The organism is Neobacillus sp. BP17, from assembly GCF_059579525.1.
In genome coordinates this window covers 38,438-55,237 of record NZ_CM184198.1, presented here as the reverse complement: position 1 = coordinate 55,237, position 16,800 = coordinate 38,438, and the positions used below count along the sequence as shown (strand labels likewise).

General features: G+C 39.8%; 19 protein-coding genes. 1 reads left to right on the top strand and 18 read right to left on the bottom strand.

Features of this window, described 5'->3' with window-relative positions; all coding sequences use genetic code 11:
- Positions 1-25: 25 nt before the first annotated feature.
- From AC4QJR_RS00285 to metG, 14 genes are all read right to left on the bottom strand, one after another.
- On the bottom strand, positions 26-982 hold the full coding sequence (locus tag AC4QJR_RS00285; RefSeq protein ID WP_251463043.1) for a ribose-phosphate diphosphokinase: 957 nt from the start codon (positions 980-982) through the stop codon (positions 26-28).
- A gap of 23 nt (positions 983-1,005) precedes the next feature.
- Positions 1,006-2,379, bottom strand: a complete 1,374-nt coding sequence (glmU, locus tag AC4QJR_RS00280; protein WP_496524955.1) for a bifunctional UDP-N-acetylglucosamine diphosphorylase/glucosamine-1-phosphate N-acetyltransferase GlmU — start codon at positions 2,377-2,379, stop codon at positions 1,006-1,008.
- A 229-nt stretch (positions 2,380-2,608) separates the two neighbouring features.
- A complete protein-coding gene (gene spoVG, locus AC4QJR_RS00275; protein WP_026565468.1) occupies positions 2,609-2,899 on the bottom strand; it encodes a septation regulator SpoVG in 291 nt (96 codons plus the stop codon).
- Positions 2,900-3,039: 140 nt separating this feature from the next.
- On the bottom strand, positions 3,040-3,414 hold the full coding sequence (locus tag AC4QJR_RS00270; RefSeq protein WP_251463040.1) for a RidA family protein: 375 nt from the start codon (positions 3,412-3,414) through the stop codon (positions 3,040-3,042).
- 15 nt (positions 3,415-3,429) lie between these two features.
- On the bottom strand, positions 3,430-4,248 hold the full coding sequence (purR, locus tag AC4QJR_RS00265) for a pur operon repressor (RefSeq protein WP_251463037.1): 819 nt from the start codon (positions 4,246-4,248) through the stop codon (positions 3,430-3,432).
- Between the two features lie 56 nt (positions 4,249-4,304).
- Positions 4,305-5,174, bottom strand: coding sequence for a 4-(cytidine 5'-diphospho)-2-C-methyl-D-erythritol kinase (gene ispE, locus AC4QJR_RS00260; RefSeq protein ID WP_251463035.1), 870 nt, complete (start codon positions 5,172-5,174; stop codon positions 4,305-4,307).
- Positions 5,175-5,483: 309 nt separating this feature from the next.
- Complete coding sequence (locus AC4QJR_RS00255) at positions 5,484-5,669, bottom strand: small, acid-soluble spore protein, alpha/beta type (RefSeq protein ID WP_098576757.1); 186 nt, start codon at positions 5,667-5,669, stop codon at positions 5,484-5,486.
- Between the two features lie 164 nt (positions 5,670-5,833).
- The gene (gene veg, locus AC4QJR_RS00250; RefSeq protein WP_066249244.1) at positions 5,834-6,097 is read right to left on the bottom strand and encodes a biofilm formation stimulator Veg; all 264 of its coding nucleotides are present in this window, start codon (positions 6,095-6,097) and stop codon (positions 5,834-5,836) included.
- Between the two features lie 208 nt (positions 6,098-6,305).
- Positions 6,306-7,196 (bottom strand): sporulation peptidase YabG, encoded by an 891-nt coding sequence (yabG, locus tag AC4QJR_RS00245; RefSeq protein ID WP_496524954.1) that lies wholly within the window; start codon positions 7,194-7,196, stop codon positions 6,306-6,308.
- 444 nt (positions 7,197-7,640) lie between these two features.
- Entirely contained in the window at positions 7,641-8,522 is an 882-nt protein-coding gene (gene rsmA, locus AC4QJR_RS00240) for a 16S rRNA (adenine(1518)-N(6)/adenine(1519)-N(6))-dimethyltransferase RsmA (protein ID WP_496524953.1), read from the bottom strand.
- Positions 8,515-9,075, bottom strand: a complete 561-nt coding sequence (gene rnmV, locus AC4QJR_RS00235) for a ribonuclease M5 (protein WP_496524952.1) — start codon at positions 9,073-9,075, stop codon at positions 8,515-8,517. The genes rsmA and rnmV overlap by 8 nt, the downstream gene beginning before the upstream one ends.
- A 204-nt stretch (positions 9,076-9,279) precedes the next feature.
- Positions 9,280-10,464, bottom strand: coding sequence for a ubiquitin-like domain-containing protein (locus AC4QJR_RS00230; protein WP_496524951.1), 1,185 nt, complete (start codon positions 10,462-10,464; stop codon positions 9,280-9,282).
- Between the two features lie 235 nt (positions 10,465-10,699).
- Entirely contained in the window at positions 10,700-11,467 is a 768-nt protein-coding gene (locus tag AC4QJR_RS00225) for a TatD family hydrolase (protein WP_098576792.1), read from the bottom strand.
- Between the two features lie 229 nt (positions 11,468-11,696).
- Positions 11,697-13,664, bottom strand: a complete 1,968-nt coding sequence (metG, locus tag AC4QJR_RS00220) for a methionine--tRNA ligase (RefSeq protein ID WP_496524950.1) — start codon at positions 13,662-13,664, stop codon at positions 11,697-11,699.
- A 482-nt stretch (positions 13,665-14,146) separates the two neighbouring features.
- On the opposite strand from metG, the gene abrB reads away from it, so the two are divergent.
- Positions 14,147-14,431 (top strand): transition state genes transcriptional regulator AbrB, encoded by a 285-nt coding sequence (gene abrB, locus AC4QJR_RS00215; RefSeq protein WP_098576751.1) that lies wholly within the window; start codon positions 14,147-14,149, stop codon positions 14,429-14,431.
- Between the two features lie 55 nt (positions 14,432-14,486).
- On the opposite strand, the gene rsmI is transcribed toward abrB, so the two are convergent.
- From rsmI to yabA, 4 genes are all read right to left on the bottom strand, one after another.
- Positions 14,487-15,359, bottom strand: coding sequence for a 16S rRNA (cytidine(1402)-2'-O)-methyltransferase (rsmI, locus tag AC4QJR_RS00210; RefSeq protein WP_496526586.1), 873 nt, complete (start codon positions 15,357-15,359; stop codon positions 14,487-14,489).
- Positions 15,337-15,624, bottom strand: a complete 288-nt coding sequence (locus tag AC4QJR_RS00205; RefSeq protein WP_251463023.1) for a GIY-YIG nuclease family protein — start codon at positions 15,622-15,624, stop codon at positions 15,337-15,339. The genes rsmI and AC4QJR_RS00205 overlap by 23 nt, the downstream gene beginning before the upstream one ends.
- Positions 15,611-16,354, bottom strand: a complete 744-nt coding sequence (locus AC4QJR_RS00200; RefSeq protein WP_496524949.1) for a tRNA1(Val) (adenine(37)-N6)-methyltransferase — start codon at positions 16,352-16,354, stop codon at positions 15,611-15,613. The genes AC4QJR_RS00205 and AC4QJR_RS00200 overlap by 14 nt, the downstream gene beginning before the upstream one ends.
- Positions 16,355-16,415: 61 nt before the next feature.
- Positions 16,416-16,787 carry a DNA replication initiation control protein YabA gene (gene yabA / locus AC4QJR_RS00195; protein ID WP_375377428.1) on the bottom strand — a complete coding sequence of 124 codons (372 nt, stop codon included), beginning with the start codon at positions 16,785-16,787 and terminating at the stop codon, positions 16,416-16,418.
- Positions 16,788-16,800: the final 13 nt, after the last annotated feature.

The window sequence follows — 16,800 nt, the reverse complement described above, 5'->3', positions numbered from 1 at the left end:
ACTGGCCAGATCCTTAAACTTTTGATCAATCAAACAACGTACTTACAGATTGCTCTTCGTGAACCCGAATAATTGCTTCACCAAGAAGCGGGGCAACGGATAGGTTAATAATTTTATCAATCTTTTTCTCTTCTGGAAGTGAAATCGAATTAGTAATAACTAATTCTTTGATTTTCGAATTTTGAATCCGTTCAATTGCAGGTCCAGAGAGTACAGGATGGGTACAGCAGGCATATACTTCAGATGCCCCGTTTTCGATTAAGGCATTTGCAGCTAATGTAATTGTACCAGCTGTATCAATGATATCATCAATTAAAATGGCTATTTTACCTTCGATGTTACCAACAATATTCATTACTTCTGCTACATTTGGTCTTGGACGACGTTTATCAATAATCGCAATTGGAGCTTTTAAACGTTCAGCCAACTTTCGAGCTCTTGTCACACCGCCATGGTCCGGAGAAACAATGACAATCTCCCCTTCGAATTCTCTCGCTTTAAAATAATCTGATAAGATCGGTACACCCATTAAATGATCGGTAGGAATATCAAAGAATCCTTGAATTTGTGGTGCATGCAGATCAAGACAAATCACACGGGTTGCTCCCGCCGTTTCAAGCAGAGTAGCCACTAATTTAGCTGTAATTGGCTCACGGGCACGGGCCTTACGATCCTGACGTGCATAACCATAATAAGGCATAACAATATTAATGGTCTTAGCCGAAGCTCTCTTTAACGCATCAATCATGATCAATAATTCCATGATATTTTCATTCACTGGCTGGCTAGTAGACTGGATGACATAAACATCACCGCCACGGATACTTTCCTCGATATTAATTTGAATTTCTCCATCACTAAATCTTGTAACCGAACATTTACCTAATTCAACACCGATGAATTTCGCAATTTCTCTTGCAAGCGGTAGATTTGAATTCAAACTAAACACCTTAAGATTTGGGTCTAAATATTGATTCGACATGATAGCCTCCTAAAATCATTCACTTATTTCTTTAGATTCAGCTTTTGGACGTAATTTTCCTTATTTACTTGCTGTGCCCGGGCAATTGATAAGGCATCGCCTGGTACATCTTTTGTAATCGTCGAACCGGCCGCCACATACGCACCCTTGCCAACGGTAACAGGGGCAACTAGATTTGAATTGCAGCCAATAAAGACTCCATCTTCAATCTTGGTTAAAAATTTATTTTTACCATCGTAATTAACCGTGATTGAGCCGCAGCCGATATTCACATCTGCACCTACCTCTGCGTCACCAATATAACTTAGATGGGAGGCTTTGCTTCCTTTTCCAAAGACGGCTTTTTTAATTTCAACGAAGTTGCCTATTTTCACTTCATCCTTAATAGTTGAGTCTGGGCGAATATGAGCAAATGGCCCAATATTAACGTGAGCACCGATAGAACTATTATGTGCAACGGATTGACGGACAACCGTTTCCGCACCAATTTCACACGAAGCAATTTCGGAGTTTGGCCCAATCTGACAATCTGAGGCAATCACGGTTTTGCCTTTGATCATTGTTCCTGGATAGATCACCGTGTCCTGTCCGATTTCGACATCCGTTTCTATATAAGTGTTAGCAGGGTCAATGATGGTTACCCCGTTTCTCATATGAGCCGCATTCGTGCGAGCGCGCATAATCCGCTCTGCTTCTGCAAGAGCGACACGATCATTCACACCTAGTGTTTCTTCAAAATCATCTGTTTGGAAAGCTGTGACCACTTCCCCTTGCTTCTTTAAAATTTCAATGACATCGGGTAAATAATATTCACCTTGTACATTTTCATTCGAAACATTCTTCAATGCTTCAAATAAGGCTGTATTATCAAAACAATATGTCCCTGTATTGATTTCATTTATTTTTCTCTCGTCTTCAGAGGCATCTTTGTGTTCAACGATTTTTTCTACCAATCCGTCTGCATTCCGAATGATTCGGCCGTATCCAGTCGGATCTCCAATTTTTGCTGTAAGAATCGTCGCTTTAGCCCCTAATTCCTCATGGTGTTTAAATAAAGCTTCCATTGTTTCGGCTCTGATTAAGGGGGTATCACCGCAAACAACAATTGTTACTCCAGCTTTGCCTTCAAGGATGCTCTGTGCTTGGCTTACAGCATGGGCGGTTCCTAACTGCTGATCCTGTAGAGCATATTGACTGCTGTCACCCAATTGGGCTTGAACCATTTCTGCCCCATGACCAATAATTGTGACAATTTCTTTTATATTAAGCTTCATTACTTGGTCAACCACGTGCTGTACCATTGGTTTCCCACATACAGGGTGTAATACTTTATATAACTTAGATTTCATCCGCGTTCCTTGTCCCGCGGCTAAAATCACAGCATAACGATTAGACATGGACAGTCCTCCAATTAACCTTTTTATCCATTAAAAATATTAACGTAATTGTGCGCTCTTTTCAAGGTATGTGAGGGAAGTGTCTATTTTTGTAATAATGAGTTAATTTATAATGGAGAGTTAAGTAGGAGGCTGTTGAGAGGAACATTTATAGCTTTCATATGATGTTCTGTCCTTTGCACAGTAAAAAGAGCCTTCATAGAAGAAAGGCCCTAGTTGTAAAAAATCCTTAGGAAGCTCCGGCTTCTTCAAATTCTACTTCCAATTCACCTAAACGGTGGTACTCAGCCAAAACAGCTTCTTGGATTTTACCGCGTGTACCTGAATTGATTGGATGCGCAATGTCACGAAATTCTCCATCAGGAGTACGTTTGCTTGGCATAGCTACAAATAAACCGTTGTTACCATCGATAACACGAATGTCATGAACGACAAACTCATTGTCCAAAGTGATGGATGCAATCGCTCTCATTCTCCCATCAGTGCTAACGCGGCGTAATCTTACGTCAGTTACTTCCATGTGCTCACACCCTTTTCTAATAGATAAAAAGCTAAGTAAATAAATTCAACAATTTTTTCAAAAATCCTTCTTTATTTTCAAAATATTTTTGAAAAATTGAGGCAAATTCGTGAACACTATGGAATGGAAAATCTAATTTCCTATTTAACGAGTGCGACTACTTCGATTTCCACTAATACATCTTTTGGCAAACGAGCAACCTCGACACACGAACGAGCAGGTTTATGTGTGGAGAAGTATTCACCATAGACCTCATTTAATGCTGCGAAATCATCCATATTTTTAATAAATACGGTGGTCTTTACCACTGTTTCAAATGATGCACCTGCAGCAGTTAATACCGCCTGCAAATTTTGGAATACTTGGTGCGCCTGTTCTTTAATATCGCCTGTTATTAAAGTTCCTTCCGCTGTTAATGGGATTTGTCCAGAACTGTAGAACAGATTATTAACAATAATTCCTTGTGAATATGGGCCGATTGCAGCCGGTGCTTGATTTGTTTGAACTACTTTCATATGTATTCCCTCCATCTATTTTTTAAAATAATTGCCAGCTTGAACATTAATCTTCTTTTCTTTCAAATCCACATTAGATAATTGCACGAGTGAAGTATATTCATCGACGAGCCGCTCTTGTATTCTTTCTGCCTCTACTAAAACAGCAATTCCCGCCAGATGACCATTGAATTCCTCAAGCAGACTGATCATTCCCATAACCGTTCCGCCGGCCTTCATGAAATCATCGACTACAAGGACGCGGGAACCTTCTTTCATACTTCGTTTTGAAAGGAGCATGGTTTGAATTCTTTTCGTTGAACCAGAAACATAATTAATGCTTACGGTTGGTCCCTCTGTCACTTTACTATCCCTTCTAACAATCACAACAGGAACATTTAACTGACTTGCTACTGCATATGCAAGTGGAATTCCTTTTGTGGCAACGGTCATGACCACATCAATTTTTGCTTCGGTATAGGCAGAGGCAATAATTCGTCCGGCCTTTTGGACCACCTGCGGATCGCCCAAAATATCCGTTAAATATAAATATCCTCCAGGTAGGAGCCTGTCAGGATTAGCAATTAAATCACATAATTCATTGATAAACGGTGCTGCTTCTTCATGGCTTACTTTTACAAAGAATTTAACCCCGCCAGATGCCCCTGGCACGGTTTGGATCGTCCCAATTCCTCTATTTTCGAACGTCTCTTTGATGATTGCTAAATCTTCACTTATCGAAGATTTCGCAGACGCATAACGTTCAGCAAAAAAAGTGAGCGGAACTAATTGTCGAGGATGATCCAGTAAGTAATTTGTCATATCAATCAAGCGTTCACTGCGGCGAAATTTCATAACAATCCCCCAAAAACACGAATATTCTAACTTAAGGATACCATTTTCGTACGTCTTCAATCAAGTGAGTGTCGTTCTCCTAACATGCGAACGGCAAAGACTTGATCACAGAATCCTCTTAATCCGTTATAAATTCTATGCATTCTTGAATCGTGCTGAACTATTCCAAACACTGTCGGCCCGCTCCCGCTCATTAAGACTGCATCCGCACCAAAACGTTTCATTTGTTCTTTAATTAGCGCAACTTCGGGATGGAGGTTTAAGGTCACCTCTTCTAAAACATTCCCCACGTTGACGCATACCTCTTGGTAATCATGTGCATTGATTGCTTCAATCATACCAGCTATATTAGGATGGACTGTTTCAGCAATATTCAGCCTGCGATATACTTCAGCTGTTGACACCCCTATAAAAGGCTTTGCCAGGATGACCCAGCATGTTGGCGGGGCAGGGATTTGTGTAATAATTTCTCCTCGCCCTTTTGCCAAGGCTGTCCCTCCATAGACACAAAAAGAAACATCCGACCCAATTTCGCTGCCCAGTTCGGCCAATTCATCCATTGATAATCCAAGATTCCAAAGTTTATTTAACCCTCTTAAAGTAGCCGCAGCATCACTGCTTCCCCCCGCAAGTCCTGCTGCAACCGGAATGGTTTTTTCAATCGAAATCTTCACACCCTGTTTGACATGAAATCGATCTTTTAAAAGCTGAGCAGCTTGAAAAGCTAAATTCCGCTGGTCATCAGGAACATAGCGATTGTGAGAAAGAATATGTATTTTATCTTCATGTAATAACTCTAACTCTACCCGATCCGCCAAATCAATCGTGGTCATAATCATTTCCACCTCATGAAAGCCATCGGGGCGCTTGTGTAGAACATCTAATGCTAAATTTATTTTGGCCGGTGCTTTTACTAAAAGCTTCACTACGTCCACCTACTTCTATATTGTCCAGATCAGCGCTACGGGCGCTTCAAATTTCTTGTCCAGTTTCAGCGCTAAACGAGCGCTGCCACTTTTCTTTTTCCGAAAAATCCACATTTTGTCCTATTTTACCACAAAATGATAAAAGTAAGACGTGAGATATGCGAAAACCTCTCAAATTTCATAATTTATTATATGTTTTATATAAATAAGGTTAAATTTTGGAGAAAAAAGACCAAAGGAATATATTCCTCTGGTCTTGCTGCAGTAAGTGATTGATTATAATAATAAGCGGAACTCCTTTATTAAAAGTTAACCTCTTGGACTTCGATTGGCTAATTGTCCTTGTGCAAGTTCAACCGCACGTTTGACCATATTCCCCGCATCTTTGGCTTTGATGCCGCCCCATCCTTCTTTTTGAACAACATCATAAAATCCAAGTTCCTTTGCTAACTCTTCTTTAAAGTGACTGGACATGATTCCTCTTCTTCTGCCCATCTAAACAACCCCTTTCATGCTACAGCATTCTTAGTATGGGAAAGATATTGGTATTTATGATGGATTGCATAGATCCGCTCTCTATTTCCAGCAGCTCATTACTTCCGCTTAATAAATAGCAAAAAGCAGTAAACATTTGTTCACTGCTGTAGATTGCTTATATACTAATTTAAGGCTAAATGTCCTGATGCATCTTCGTAGAAAGTGATTTGAACTGTTTCTGTTAACACATCCGCATAGCTGTAAGAAACACGTTCGAATGAGTTTTCATCCTGATCTAGTTCAATAACAAAAACAGATGGATAAGTTTCCGCTAAAACACCGGAACGTTCAATGGTTTTTCTACGTCCACCATTGGCTTTAAGCAGTAATCTTTTCCCTAAATTTGTGTCAAGAGCCTTTTTAATATCGGCTAAGGTTTTTGGCATTCGGTCCACCTCACTGTGTAAAGTATAACACACTGACATAGTTATGTCAAACAAAAACATAAATTATATCAGTCAAACAAAAAGATTGTCAATATGTTTTGTTCTACTTTTTCTTCTAAATTTCAACATTTTTATCTTACCTTAAATCGCGGGGGATTATGTACCAGCCATTAAAATAAAAAAATAAGCCTTTTCGTTTTGGAAAGGCTTATTCATCTTCTTCTTCTTCCTGGATTGGCCGATAAGGCATCCCTGTCCTTAACACTCCCTTTGTTTCGATCCCGCCAAGTCCCTTTTCCCCTGTTAAAGTATTCCGTAATACATCCCATACATTGATCCGTTCCATGAATGGTGTAAAGCTAATTTTAGCAACAATATACACTGGGTCCAGAGCATGAATGTTAATCCTTTCTGGTGAACTAGCAAAATTTGCCCCAGCGTGAATCAATGATTCAAAATGTGATTGACATGCACCAGCAAAGATGACGAGCTGGTCCAAGTGGGGGATTTTTTTCCGTGCTTCCTTAACCGTTTGAACAAAATGCTTTGAGTGCCGGTAAGCGTTAATATCTGTCATCTTCCCTTTTACTTTTGAATATGCATCATGTCCAGTGATAACGAGTATGTCAGGACGATACGTGTCAATCAGATTACCAATTCGATCAGGCATTTCCCTTTCATTACAGTGTAAGCCCATAACAGGGATACCCACTTTTTCATATACCGTCATACATTTCTTTAAATAGGATGGATCACCGTCTAGATGGAGAACCTTCCCTGGCATTTGAAAATAATTACTTGGTTTTACATAGCCTCCAGTTGCCGCGTATTCCTGCCGGTGCTTAATTAATTCCACATCTTGAGTAAACAGCCGAAATGACTGCTCCTCCAATGTCCGGTATTCATTCTTCAGCTTTGCTCTTTGATTATGGTCAATTACAACCAAATCCTCGTATGGAGCATCTGCTACGAGCCGAAAATCCTCTCCATATAGGACTGCAAACTTCTGGTCGTTCATTTTTCGGACATCAATTATTCGAAAGAGAATATCACAGTTATACGAGCGCCTGCCGACAATATCATTTATTTTTATATCCACTGTCGTCACTCCAATAAGACCAGCAAATAGGCCTAAATAAGGTTTCTCTCATAGGCTATGCAACTACCTAACTTTTTGTGAAAAGGTCTATTTAAATTCGTTTGTTAATTGGCGTTCCAGTCATGTACGGTTCGTGGGAGTGACGGGGTGGCTTCCGCTCCAATCAATAGTGTGCCGAAGGCGAACGATGTTCGGACACGATTGCCTTTGAAATCACCATTGCTGTCCGAAGGCGAACGATGTTCGGACACTTAAAAATCACCATTGCTGTCTGAAGACGATCGATGTTCAGACACGATTGACTTGAAAATCACCATCGCTGTCCGAAGAGGAACGATGTTCGGACACGATTGTTTTTGAAATCACGAAAGTAGTCCGAATAAGACACGAATCGAATACAGCAACAAACGAAAGAGCCTAAAAAAATAGACCCTTAGTGAGGGTCTATTGGAAAAACGGATATAATTCTTCGCTTAAGCGGCCAAATTCTTCTAAGGAAAGGGTCTCGCCTCTTCGGGTAGGATCAATCCCACTAGCACTTAGGGCTTGAAGGATTTCCTCCTTTTTTTGTTTCCCATCTGGCAGCTGACTTGTTAGATTATTAAGCAGGGTTTTCCGACGCTGAGCAAAACTTGCCCTTGTCACTTGGAAAAAGAACGCTTCATCAGTCACTTTTACTGCTGACTGTTCCCTCTTTGTCAAACGAATTACAGCTGAATCAACATTTGGCTGCGGGACAAACACTGTTTTCGGGACAATCATGACGGTCTCAGCCTCTGTGTAATACTGAACAGCGATGGAAAGAGATCCATAATCTTTCGTCCCAGGCTTTGCTGAAATACGGTCTGCCACCTCTTTTTGTAGCATACAAACGATCCCGCGGATTGGCAAATGCTCTTCAAGAAGTTTCATAATGATTGGCGTAGTTACATAATACGGTAAATTCGCAACAACCATGATATCGCTCGTTTCAGAAAATTCTTCAGTGATGACTTCGGCAACGTCTGCCTCTAGCACATCATTATGAATGACATTTACATTTGGATAGGGAGATAACGTGTCCTTTAGGATTGGTAATAACCGTTGATCGATTTCAAACGCAACCACTTTTTTACTCGTCCGGGCAAGCTGCTCAGTTAGCGCGCCAATACCTGGTCCGATTTCAATCGCACCAGAGTCTTCTGTTAAATCCGCAAAACTAACTATCTTTTTTAAAATATTTGTATCGATTAAAAAGTTTTGACCGAGGCTCTTCTTAAATGAAAAACCATATTTATTTAGAATTTCTTTTGTCCTTACCGGGGTAGCAATATCTTTATTATTCATGTAGTTCCTCCTGACGTACAACCCTTAGTGCTTCTGAAAATTCTTGTTTACTGATTTGGAACATCATTAAGCGCTTATGGAGCTGTTTCCCATTTGTATATCCTATTTTTAAAAATTCACCCAGGATGATTCTTCTCTCTTTCGCCCCTTCGCCGCCAATAAGTCCAGCGGTAAGTAAGTCCTCTTGAGTTATTTCTTCTTTATATGTCTCACTCATAACCTGGGCATCCTTTAGTGCCTCTTGGATTGCCTCTGGACTGGCATGCTCCACACCAAGGCTTTCGCCGGCTTTTCCCATCGCTGCTTCCTTTGTTAAAAAAGCATGTTTACAACCAGGGACAGCTTCAGCAATGGTCTTCCTAATTTTTTCACCTGGAAAATCAGGATCGGTAAAGATAATTACGCCTCTTGCCTCTTGCGCACGCCGTACCTTTTCGATGGTCGTCCCATTTACAGCAGACCCATTGGTTTCAATTGTATCAGCATTTACTGCTCGTTTAATCGCTGTTGTATCATCCTTGCCCTCAACAACAATAATTTCTTTAATCTTCATTTTGTGAATGCAGGCCTCCGTAATAAAAAAATAAAAAATTGAAAAAAACTTGAAACATTTTTGTAATGTCAATCGTCTATATTATTGAACGATTTCATATAATAAGTGTAAGGAACAGATGAAATGATATGTATTCGTTGTTAGTATAAAGAAATTTACGAAAAAAGCAAAATGCAGAGGATAGGACCCTCTGCATAAAGGAAATTAATCTAATACTTTAATCTTTACTTTTTTCCGCCCCCAGCGGTATGCATCACTTTTTGATGGCATGAATAAATCAATGATATATCCCTTAATAGCACCGCCTGTGTCACCCGCCACGGCGTAACCATAACCATCAACATATACCTTTGATCCGAGTGGAATGATTCTCGGGTCAACCGCGATTACCTTCATGTTCGGATTCGCCCGGAGATTAAGTCCTGTTGCTGTTCTTCCTGAACACCCATTGCAATACGCAGTATAGGCAGTTGCAGTCACATAAAACTCTTTTCCCGACTCATTAGCAGCACCACGGGAAACTTGTAATGATAAATCCTTCGTTCCGACAGCCACAACTTGATCTTGTTTCTCTGCAATCTTTTGCTCACTTAATAATTTTCTCGATACTTCTTTGCCATTTTCAAGCCAGACTTCATATTGTTTAGAAACGCGGCCTTTTTTACCTTTGGTGATGGTTTTCTCCTTGCCTTTTTCTAAACTTTCATCTTTTTTGGTTACCACAGCAAATTGAACAGGTTCTTCCACTACATCGGTGACTTTTTCTACCCGAATGACGTTAACAACACCATTCTTAGCAATGGTTTCTGTTAATGACGGTTCAACTCGGTCTAATTTGTTTAGCTTAATGCCCTGTTGTGATAAAAAGTCAGCGACCGTAGCCGAAGTGGCCCAAACTTGTTGCTTTTTACCGCCGTCAACATATGTAAGATGAAACGCCTTCTTTATTCCAACTTCCATCTTATCTTTAATTGCTGTTTGCGGACTAGGTGAGATTTCATCATGCTTGCTCAAAACAATTTTCTGCTCTTTTAGGAGTCCAGCCAATGTATCAGCTGTCGTCCAGATCGTTTTCTTCTCGTTGTCCTTGACAATGTGAACCTGTTTAGCTTGCTTCCATACGACCATTAGGTGGTCCTTCACCTTTGAATTCGCTTTTGGCTGCAAATAATCTTGTGAGCGGATGGATACATCCATTTCATCCAATAATTCATTGACTGTATCCGCATGTGTCTTTACGACCTTTTGCTGATTGTTAAGAGTGATGGCAACAGTTTTCTTTGACCCTTCATAAAAAAGAATTCCAAGAGATGTCAACAAAACTACGAAACTAGCAAAAGCAATGGTCAATGTCTTCCGGCTCAAAGACTTGGGAAACAGGTTTTTCATGTTTTTGAATACGATGAAAAACGCCTCCTTCTCTTAGAGAGATTAATGAACCATGCTGTCGGCTGTCTATCCTTGCATACTCTGCGAGGGTATTTTTAATTATGCACAAAGTTAGAATATTTGCAAAGAGAAACTTCTCGACACGGTTATCCTATGTAGAAAAGGAGACATGTAGAACTTTTAGTTTTCATTAAATTTTAAGACAAGCTTCCGCTGCTTTCGACAAATTCCCCTATCATTTTATGGCGAATAATTTTTTAGCATTTCGTGTCGTTGCTTCTGCTACTTCTTCAAATGTCAACCCTTTTATTTCGGCAATTTGTTCAGCAACTAATTTTACATAACTAGGCTCATTTCTTTTCCCACGGTATGGATGAGGAGCTAAATACGGACAATCTGTTTCGATTAACAGCATCTCTAAAGGCACTTCAGCTGCTACTTCCTTCGGCTTTTTGGCATTTTTAAAGGTCACCGGTCCACCTAGCGAAATATAGAAGTTCATTTCCACACATTGTTTCGCCACTTCAGGACTGCCGCTAAAGCAGTGCATAATCCCGCCTACCTCTTCTGCTCCTTCCTCCTTTAAAATTCCCACGATATCGGCGGTTGCCTCCCGATTATGAATGACGATGGGCAGCTTCACCTTTTTAGCCAGCCTAATTTGTTTCCGAAAGACTTCCTTTTGGATATCCTTTGGTGATTTGTCCCAATGATAATCCAAGCCCATCTCACCAATGGCAACAACCTTTGGATGGGCGGTTAATTCCTCTATCCACACTAAGTCTTCTTCCGTCATGTCAATCGCATCAACTGGATGCCAGCCAATACAGGCATAAATAAACTCATAGGATTCGGCTAATTCCATAGCCCGTTTTATGGTTGGACGATCAAATCCGACAACCACCATATGTGTGACTCCCTCTCGTTTCGCCCTTCCAATCACTTCTTCTAGGTCTTCGTTGTACTGTGTATCATTTAAGTGTGCATGTGTGTCGAATAGCATAGTAAGTAAGAACCTCGTTTCCTTATTTTTCTCTAAATTGTGCACTTACGGCCATCTAATGTCAAAAAATCGAATAAAAAAAGGGAATGTCCCGATAAAATGTTTCACGTGGAACATCTAAAAGCGGAAGCGCCTTGATCAGGGGCTTATGACCCCGAGCCACTAGGCGCTTGCAGCTGGATATAACCAAAAGTAAAAGCGCCCTTATCAGGCGCCTTAACCTTAATTATTATTTTACTTTAGCACCATTTGCTAATGTCTGATCAACTGTTGCGAGGGAAAGTTGGCCATTTTTTGAGCCGGCTAAGATCATCCCCTGTGACAATTCGCCGCGCAGTTTGACTGGTTTTAGATTCGTAATACAAATCACCTTGCGGCCGACTAATTCTTCAGGCTTATAATATTGAGCAATTCCCGAAACAACCTGACGCTTTTCATAGCCTAAATCAAGTTGAAGTTTAAGGAGTTTATCTGCTTTTTTTATTGGCTCTGCTTGAATGACCTCCGCCACACGCAAATCTATTTTCATGAAATCATCAATCGCAATTTCAGCGATTTCTTCTGGTTGTTCTTCCGGCTTTTCTTCTTTCTTTTCTTCCTCTGCTGGCGCTGAGCCTTGCATTTTCGTCTTAATAAAGTCTACTTCTTCAACAATTTCAAGCCTTGGGAAGATTGGCGCAGCCTTCTCGACCTTTGTTCCATTTGGTATCAAGCCAAAATCAGCAAGACTTTCCCATGCTTTTAGCGATTCCTCTTGAATACCCAACTGTGTAAAGATTGCATTCGGCGTACGGGTTAGAAAAGGCTGTAATAAAATTGCTATCCGTCGTAATGATTCAGCCAAATGGACCATTACACTAGCAAGATCCTCACGATTCGCCTCATCTTTCGCTAATGTCCATGGCTTTGTTTCATCAATATATTTATTGGTTCGGCTGACTAACTGCCAAATCGCTGTTAACGCTACAGAGAATTCCATCTTCTCCATCGCTTCCTCATATTTTTGAACGGTTTCTTGATTCACTTGCAGCAGTGACGCATCAAATTCCCTAACAGAGCCAGTGTAATCAGGAATCACCCCGTTAAAATACTTCTCGATCATTGCAACGGTACGATTAAGCAGATTTCCTAAATCATTGGCTAAATCAAAGTTGATTCTTTCAACAAATCCTTCTGGTGTAAAGACGCCATCCGCTCCAAATGGAACTTCTCTTAATAAGTAATAACGAAGAGCATCGAGACCATAACGGTCAATGAGAGTAACAGGGTCAACCACATTCCCCTTTGATTTGGACATTTTTCCATCTTTCATTAACAACCAGCCGTGGGCAAAAACCTTCTTCGGAAGTGGAAGGTCTAAAGCCATGAGCATAATTGGCCAATAGATGGTATGGAAACGGACAATTTCCTTCCCAACAAGATGTACATCAGCTGGCCAATAGTTTTTGTATTTGGCATCATTTTCTGTCCCAAACCCCAGCGCTGTAATATAATTGGATAAAGCGTCAATCCAAACATAAATAACATGCTTTGGATTTCCCGGCACCTTAATTCCCCAATCAAACGTAGTCCTCGATACCGCTAAGTCTTCTAAACCTGGCTTGATAAAGTTATTAATCATCTCATTCTTACGAGATTCAGGCTGGATGAAATCAGGATTTTCCTCATAATATTGCAGGAGACGATCTACATATTTACTCATTCTAAAAAAGTAGGATTCTTCTTTCACTTTTTCAACTGGTCTTCCACAATCTGGACAATTCCCATCCACTAATTGCCTGTCAGTAAAAAAGGATTCACACGGTGTACAATACCAGCCTTCATACTGATCGAGATAAATATCGCCTTGTTCAAGGAGTCTTGCGAAGATTTTTTCGACAACCTGTTTATGCCTTTCCTGGGTTGTTCGTATAAAATCATCATAGGAAATATCAAGTTTATTCCATAACTCTTGAATACCATCAACAATATCATCAACATACTGCTGCGGAGTAATCCCCGACTCTTCTGCCTTTCGTTGAATTTTTTGTCCATGCTCATCCGTCCCAGTTAAGTACATAACATCATAGCCGCGCATCCGCTTATAACGTGCCATTGCATCACCTGCAACGGTAGTATAGGCATGCCCAATATGTAAATTTCCGCTAGGATAGTAAATTGGTGTTGTCAGGTAAAAAGTCTTTAATTTATTCTCCATTTGTATACCTCCAATAGTTGGCTAGCGCACAACCCTATTAAACCATTATTGCCTGTTTTTTCCCGTCTCTATCATCAAAATATACCTAAAAATCAACTTTTGTGCAAGGAGACACGCTGTCGTTCACTTCCGGTTTTATAAAATTATTACCGCTTACACCCATAATCGCTTTACTACCTTCGAAGTATTTGTAGTTCAATAGTATCAAAATATGCAGGAATTTGTCGAATAACATCAGGATGAACAAACGATTCCTCAAAGGCCAATTATACTATTTATTGGTATAATTTAGATAACTCCCAGATAAAACGTCGTCACATCAACACTTTTCTAGCCTAAAAAATACCAGTATTATTTTTCAAGATTTAGTAATTGACGGATATGGGAATATCTTGTATTATAAGGTTATGAAAATTTTGTCGAATATTGACGAATAAATAGATAGAGAAAAATATGTTCATAATATGAGAGGAGCTACAAAAATGAAATCTACAGGTATCGTTCGTAAAGTTGATGAGTTAGGCCGTGTGGTAATTCCAATCGAATTAAGACGTACTCTTGGTATCGCAGAAAAAGATGCTCTTGAAATTTATGTGGATGACGAGCGTATCATCTTAAAGAAATACAAGCCAAATATGACTTGCCAAGTAACAGGAGAAGTATCAGATGATAATCTATCTCTTGCTGGCGGTAAATTGATTCTAAGCCGCGAAGGTGCAGAACAATTAATTAAAGAAATCCAAAACAACTTTGAATTAGTAAAATAAGAACAGGCTCCAGCATATTTGCTGGAGCTTTTATACTTTTCATATGATGATTTAATTATTCGACATGATAGGCCTGATACACATCTCTCTTATTCATTTCACGGTCTTTTGCCGTTAACTTAATCGCTTCCTTCGAAGGTATATTTTTTTCAGAAATATAATGATTTACATGTTCTTCAAGCGTTAAGGTTTGCCACCAACTTGGTGCTTCCTCCTGCTGCTGGTCTGTCCCTTCAACAATCAAACAAAACTCCCCGCGGATTTCATCCTGTTGAGTCCAAGCGATTACTTCATTGATTGTTCCTCGAATAAATTCCTCATACTTTTTCGTTAATTCCCTGCATATGGCCATATTCCGGTTTCCCAGTACATCTGCCATAATGGATAAGGTTTCTTTTAACCGATGCGGAGATTCATAGAAGATTAACGTTGCCGACTGCCACTTTAAAGCTTCTAATTCCAAACGCTTCTCCTTCTTATTTCGATTTAAAAATCCAAAAAAGTAAAAGGGCTGACACGACAAACCTGAAGCAATTAATGAGGTTAATGCAGCGTTTGCACCTGGCAAAGGAACGACTGTTACCTTTTCCCGTGTAGCAGCTAGTACCAACTCATAACCAGGGTCAGAAATTGCAGGCATACCCGCATCACTTACAAGGGCTATTTTTAACCCTTCCTTTACCTTTTGAATCAATTTATCACCGCTTGTTTCTTTATTATGCTCATGATAACTGACCACAGGTGTTCCAATTTCAAAGTAATTACAGAGTTTCTTTGTATTTCTTGTATCTTCAGCAGCAATTAGATCTGCCTCTTTTAATAATCGAATTGCTCGGAAACTCATATCTTCTAAATTTCCTATCGGGGTAGGAATTAAATATAAGATCCCCTTTGTTGCTTCATTTTCAAAGCTCTTTTGCTGCCACATCATAATCACCCTTTTCGCGACTTAAAAACTCATCTTTTTTCTTTCTTGTTAGCCGCTTAAAATTATATTCTGCCCGGAGCGCATCCCCTTTATTTTCAAAACATTGATAGTATGTAAGTTCGACTGGGCCTCGGCCCCGTGTATACTTTGCGCCTTTTCCTTCATTATGCATCTTGATCCGCTTTTCCAGATTATTCGTATATCCACCATACAAACTACCGTCCTTACAGGTAAGCACATAAAAAAAATGTTCATTTTTCTCCATATAGAATCTCTTTTATTTCTGAAGTATATTCATTAGTTTCATTATAGACAAATAACGGTGGGAGAATTTTCAAATCTGGACTGCCATCCTTGATTGCCTCAATCAAAAGAGTATTTGCCTCTTTTCCTCTCTTCGGATAGACAAATTGAATCCGTTTTGGTTCAAGCCGGTATTCTCTCATCAGTGTAATGATGTCCAACAGTCGTCCAGGCCGGTGGACAAAGGCGACCTTTCCGCCTTGTTTCACTAATTGACTCGAGGCTTTAACCGCGTCTTCTAATGTGCAAAGAATTTCATGGCGAGCAATGGCTAGATGTTCATTCGGGTTCATTTCTTCCTTAGAAGGTGTAGGAAAATAGGGTGGATTACATGTAACAACATCAAATTTGCCATACCCCAGTTGCTTAGGAATCTCCTTAATATCACCATGAATCATTTTCAGTTGACTCTCCAGCTGATTATATTCAATACTTCGAACGGCCATATCGTACAATCGTTCCTGTATTTCGACACCGGTTATTTGCCCTTTCGTACGTGCACTTAAAAATAAAGGGATCACACCATTTCCACTGCATAGATCAATTAAGTTACCTTTCTGAATCGGAACATAGACAAATCGTGCAAGTAAAACAGCATCAAGGGAAAAGGCAAAAACGGATGGACTTTGAATAATCCGTAAGTTTTCTGCTAACAAATAATCTAACCGTTCATCTTCCTTTAAGATAACCAAGGTTTCCATCCTCCAACAAAGTGTATGAAAATAGAGGCTGATTATTTTCAGCCTCTTAAAGTTATTTCTTATTTAAAAAGGAAAGGCAGAATAAGCAATCGCCTTCTTTGCGTAAACTTCCAAAATGAAGGTTACAAATATGAAAACCTTCATGATATAGACGGGCAAGGTTATCATATCCTTCCCCTACATCAAATGGCTTTACACCAGAAGTCTCGGGCACAGAGGACCCTTTTTTATTCTCTGCTTCTTTCTTTTCCTCTTCGGTTGTTACATCTAAACGGCGTCTCAAATGTTCATTTTCTAGCTTTAAATAATGATTCTCTTCTAGTATCTCGGCTAAATGCTGCTTTAATTCTCCTAGCTTTTGGTAAAGATGGCCAATTTGTGTTTCCATATTACTTACTGATTCAAATATTTCTTTTTTATCCACGTCTTCCACCTCA

Bases quoted from the DNA above. Each gene is read 5' to 3' on its own strand.
- AC4QJR_RS00285 (WP_251463043.1), bottom strand. From the start codon at position 982: ATGTCGAATCAATATTTAGACCCAAATCTTAAGGTGTTTAGTTTGAAT.
- glmU (WP_496524955.1), bottom strand. From the start codon at position 2,379: ATGTCTAATCGTTATGCTGTGATTTTAGCCGCGGGACAAGGAACGCGG.
- spoVG (WP_026565468.1), bottom strand. From the start codon at position 2,899: ATGGAAGTAACTGACGTAAGATTACGCCGCGTTAGCACTGATGGGAGA.
- AC4QJR_RS00270 (WP_251463040.1), bottom strand. From the start codon at position 3,414: ATGAAAGTAGTTCAAACAAATCAAGCACCGGCTGCAATCGGCCCATAT.
- purR (WP_251463037.1), bottom strand. From the start codon at position 4,248: ATGAAATTTCGCCGCAGTGAACGCTTGATTGATATGACAAATTACTTA.
- AC4QJR_RS00255 (WP_098576757.1), bottom strand. From the start codon at position 5,669: ATGGGCAGAAGAAGAGGAATCATGTCCAGTCACTTTAAAGAAGAGTTA.
- veg (WP_066249244.1), bottom strand. From the start codon at position 6,097: ATGCCAAAAACCTTAGCCGATATTAAAAAGGCTCTTGACACAAATTTA.
- rsmA (WP_496524953.1), bottom strand. From the start codon at position 8,522: ATGAATAATAAAGATATTGCTACCCCGGTAAGGACAAAAGAAATTCTA.
- rnmV (WP_496524952.1), bottom strand. From the start codon at position 9,075: ATGAAGATTAAAGAAATTATTGTTGTTGAGGGCAAGGATGATACAACA.
- AC4QJR_RS00230 (WP_496524951.1), bottom strand. From the start codon at position 10,464: ATGAAAAACCTGTTTCCCAAGTCTTTGAGCCGGAAGACATTGACCATT.
- AC4QJR_RS00225 (WP_098576792.1), bottom strand. From the start codon at position 11,467: ATGCTATTCGACACACATGCACACTTAAATGATACACAGTACAACGAA.
- metG (WP_496524950.1), bottom strand. From the start codon at position 13,664: ATGGAGAATAAATTAAAGACTTTTTACCTGACAACACCAATTTACTAT.
- abrB (WP_098576751.1), top strand. From the start codon at position 14,147: ATGAAATCTACAGGTATCGTTCGTAAAGTTGATGAGTTAGGCCGTGTG.
- rsmI (WP_496526586.1), bottom strand. From the start codon at position 15,359: ATGTGGCAGCAAAAGAGCTTTGAAAATGAAGCAACAAAGGGGATCTTA.
- AC4QJR_RS00205 (WP_251463023.1), bottom strand. From the start codon at position 15,624: ATGGAGAAAAATGAACATTTTTTTTATGTGCTTACCTGTAAGGACGGT.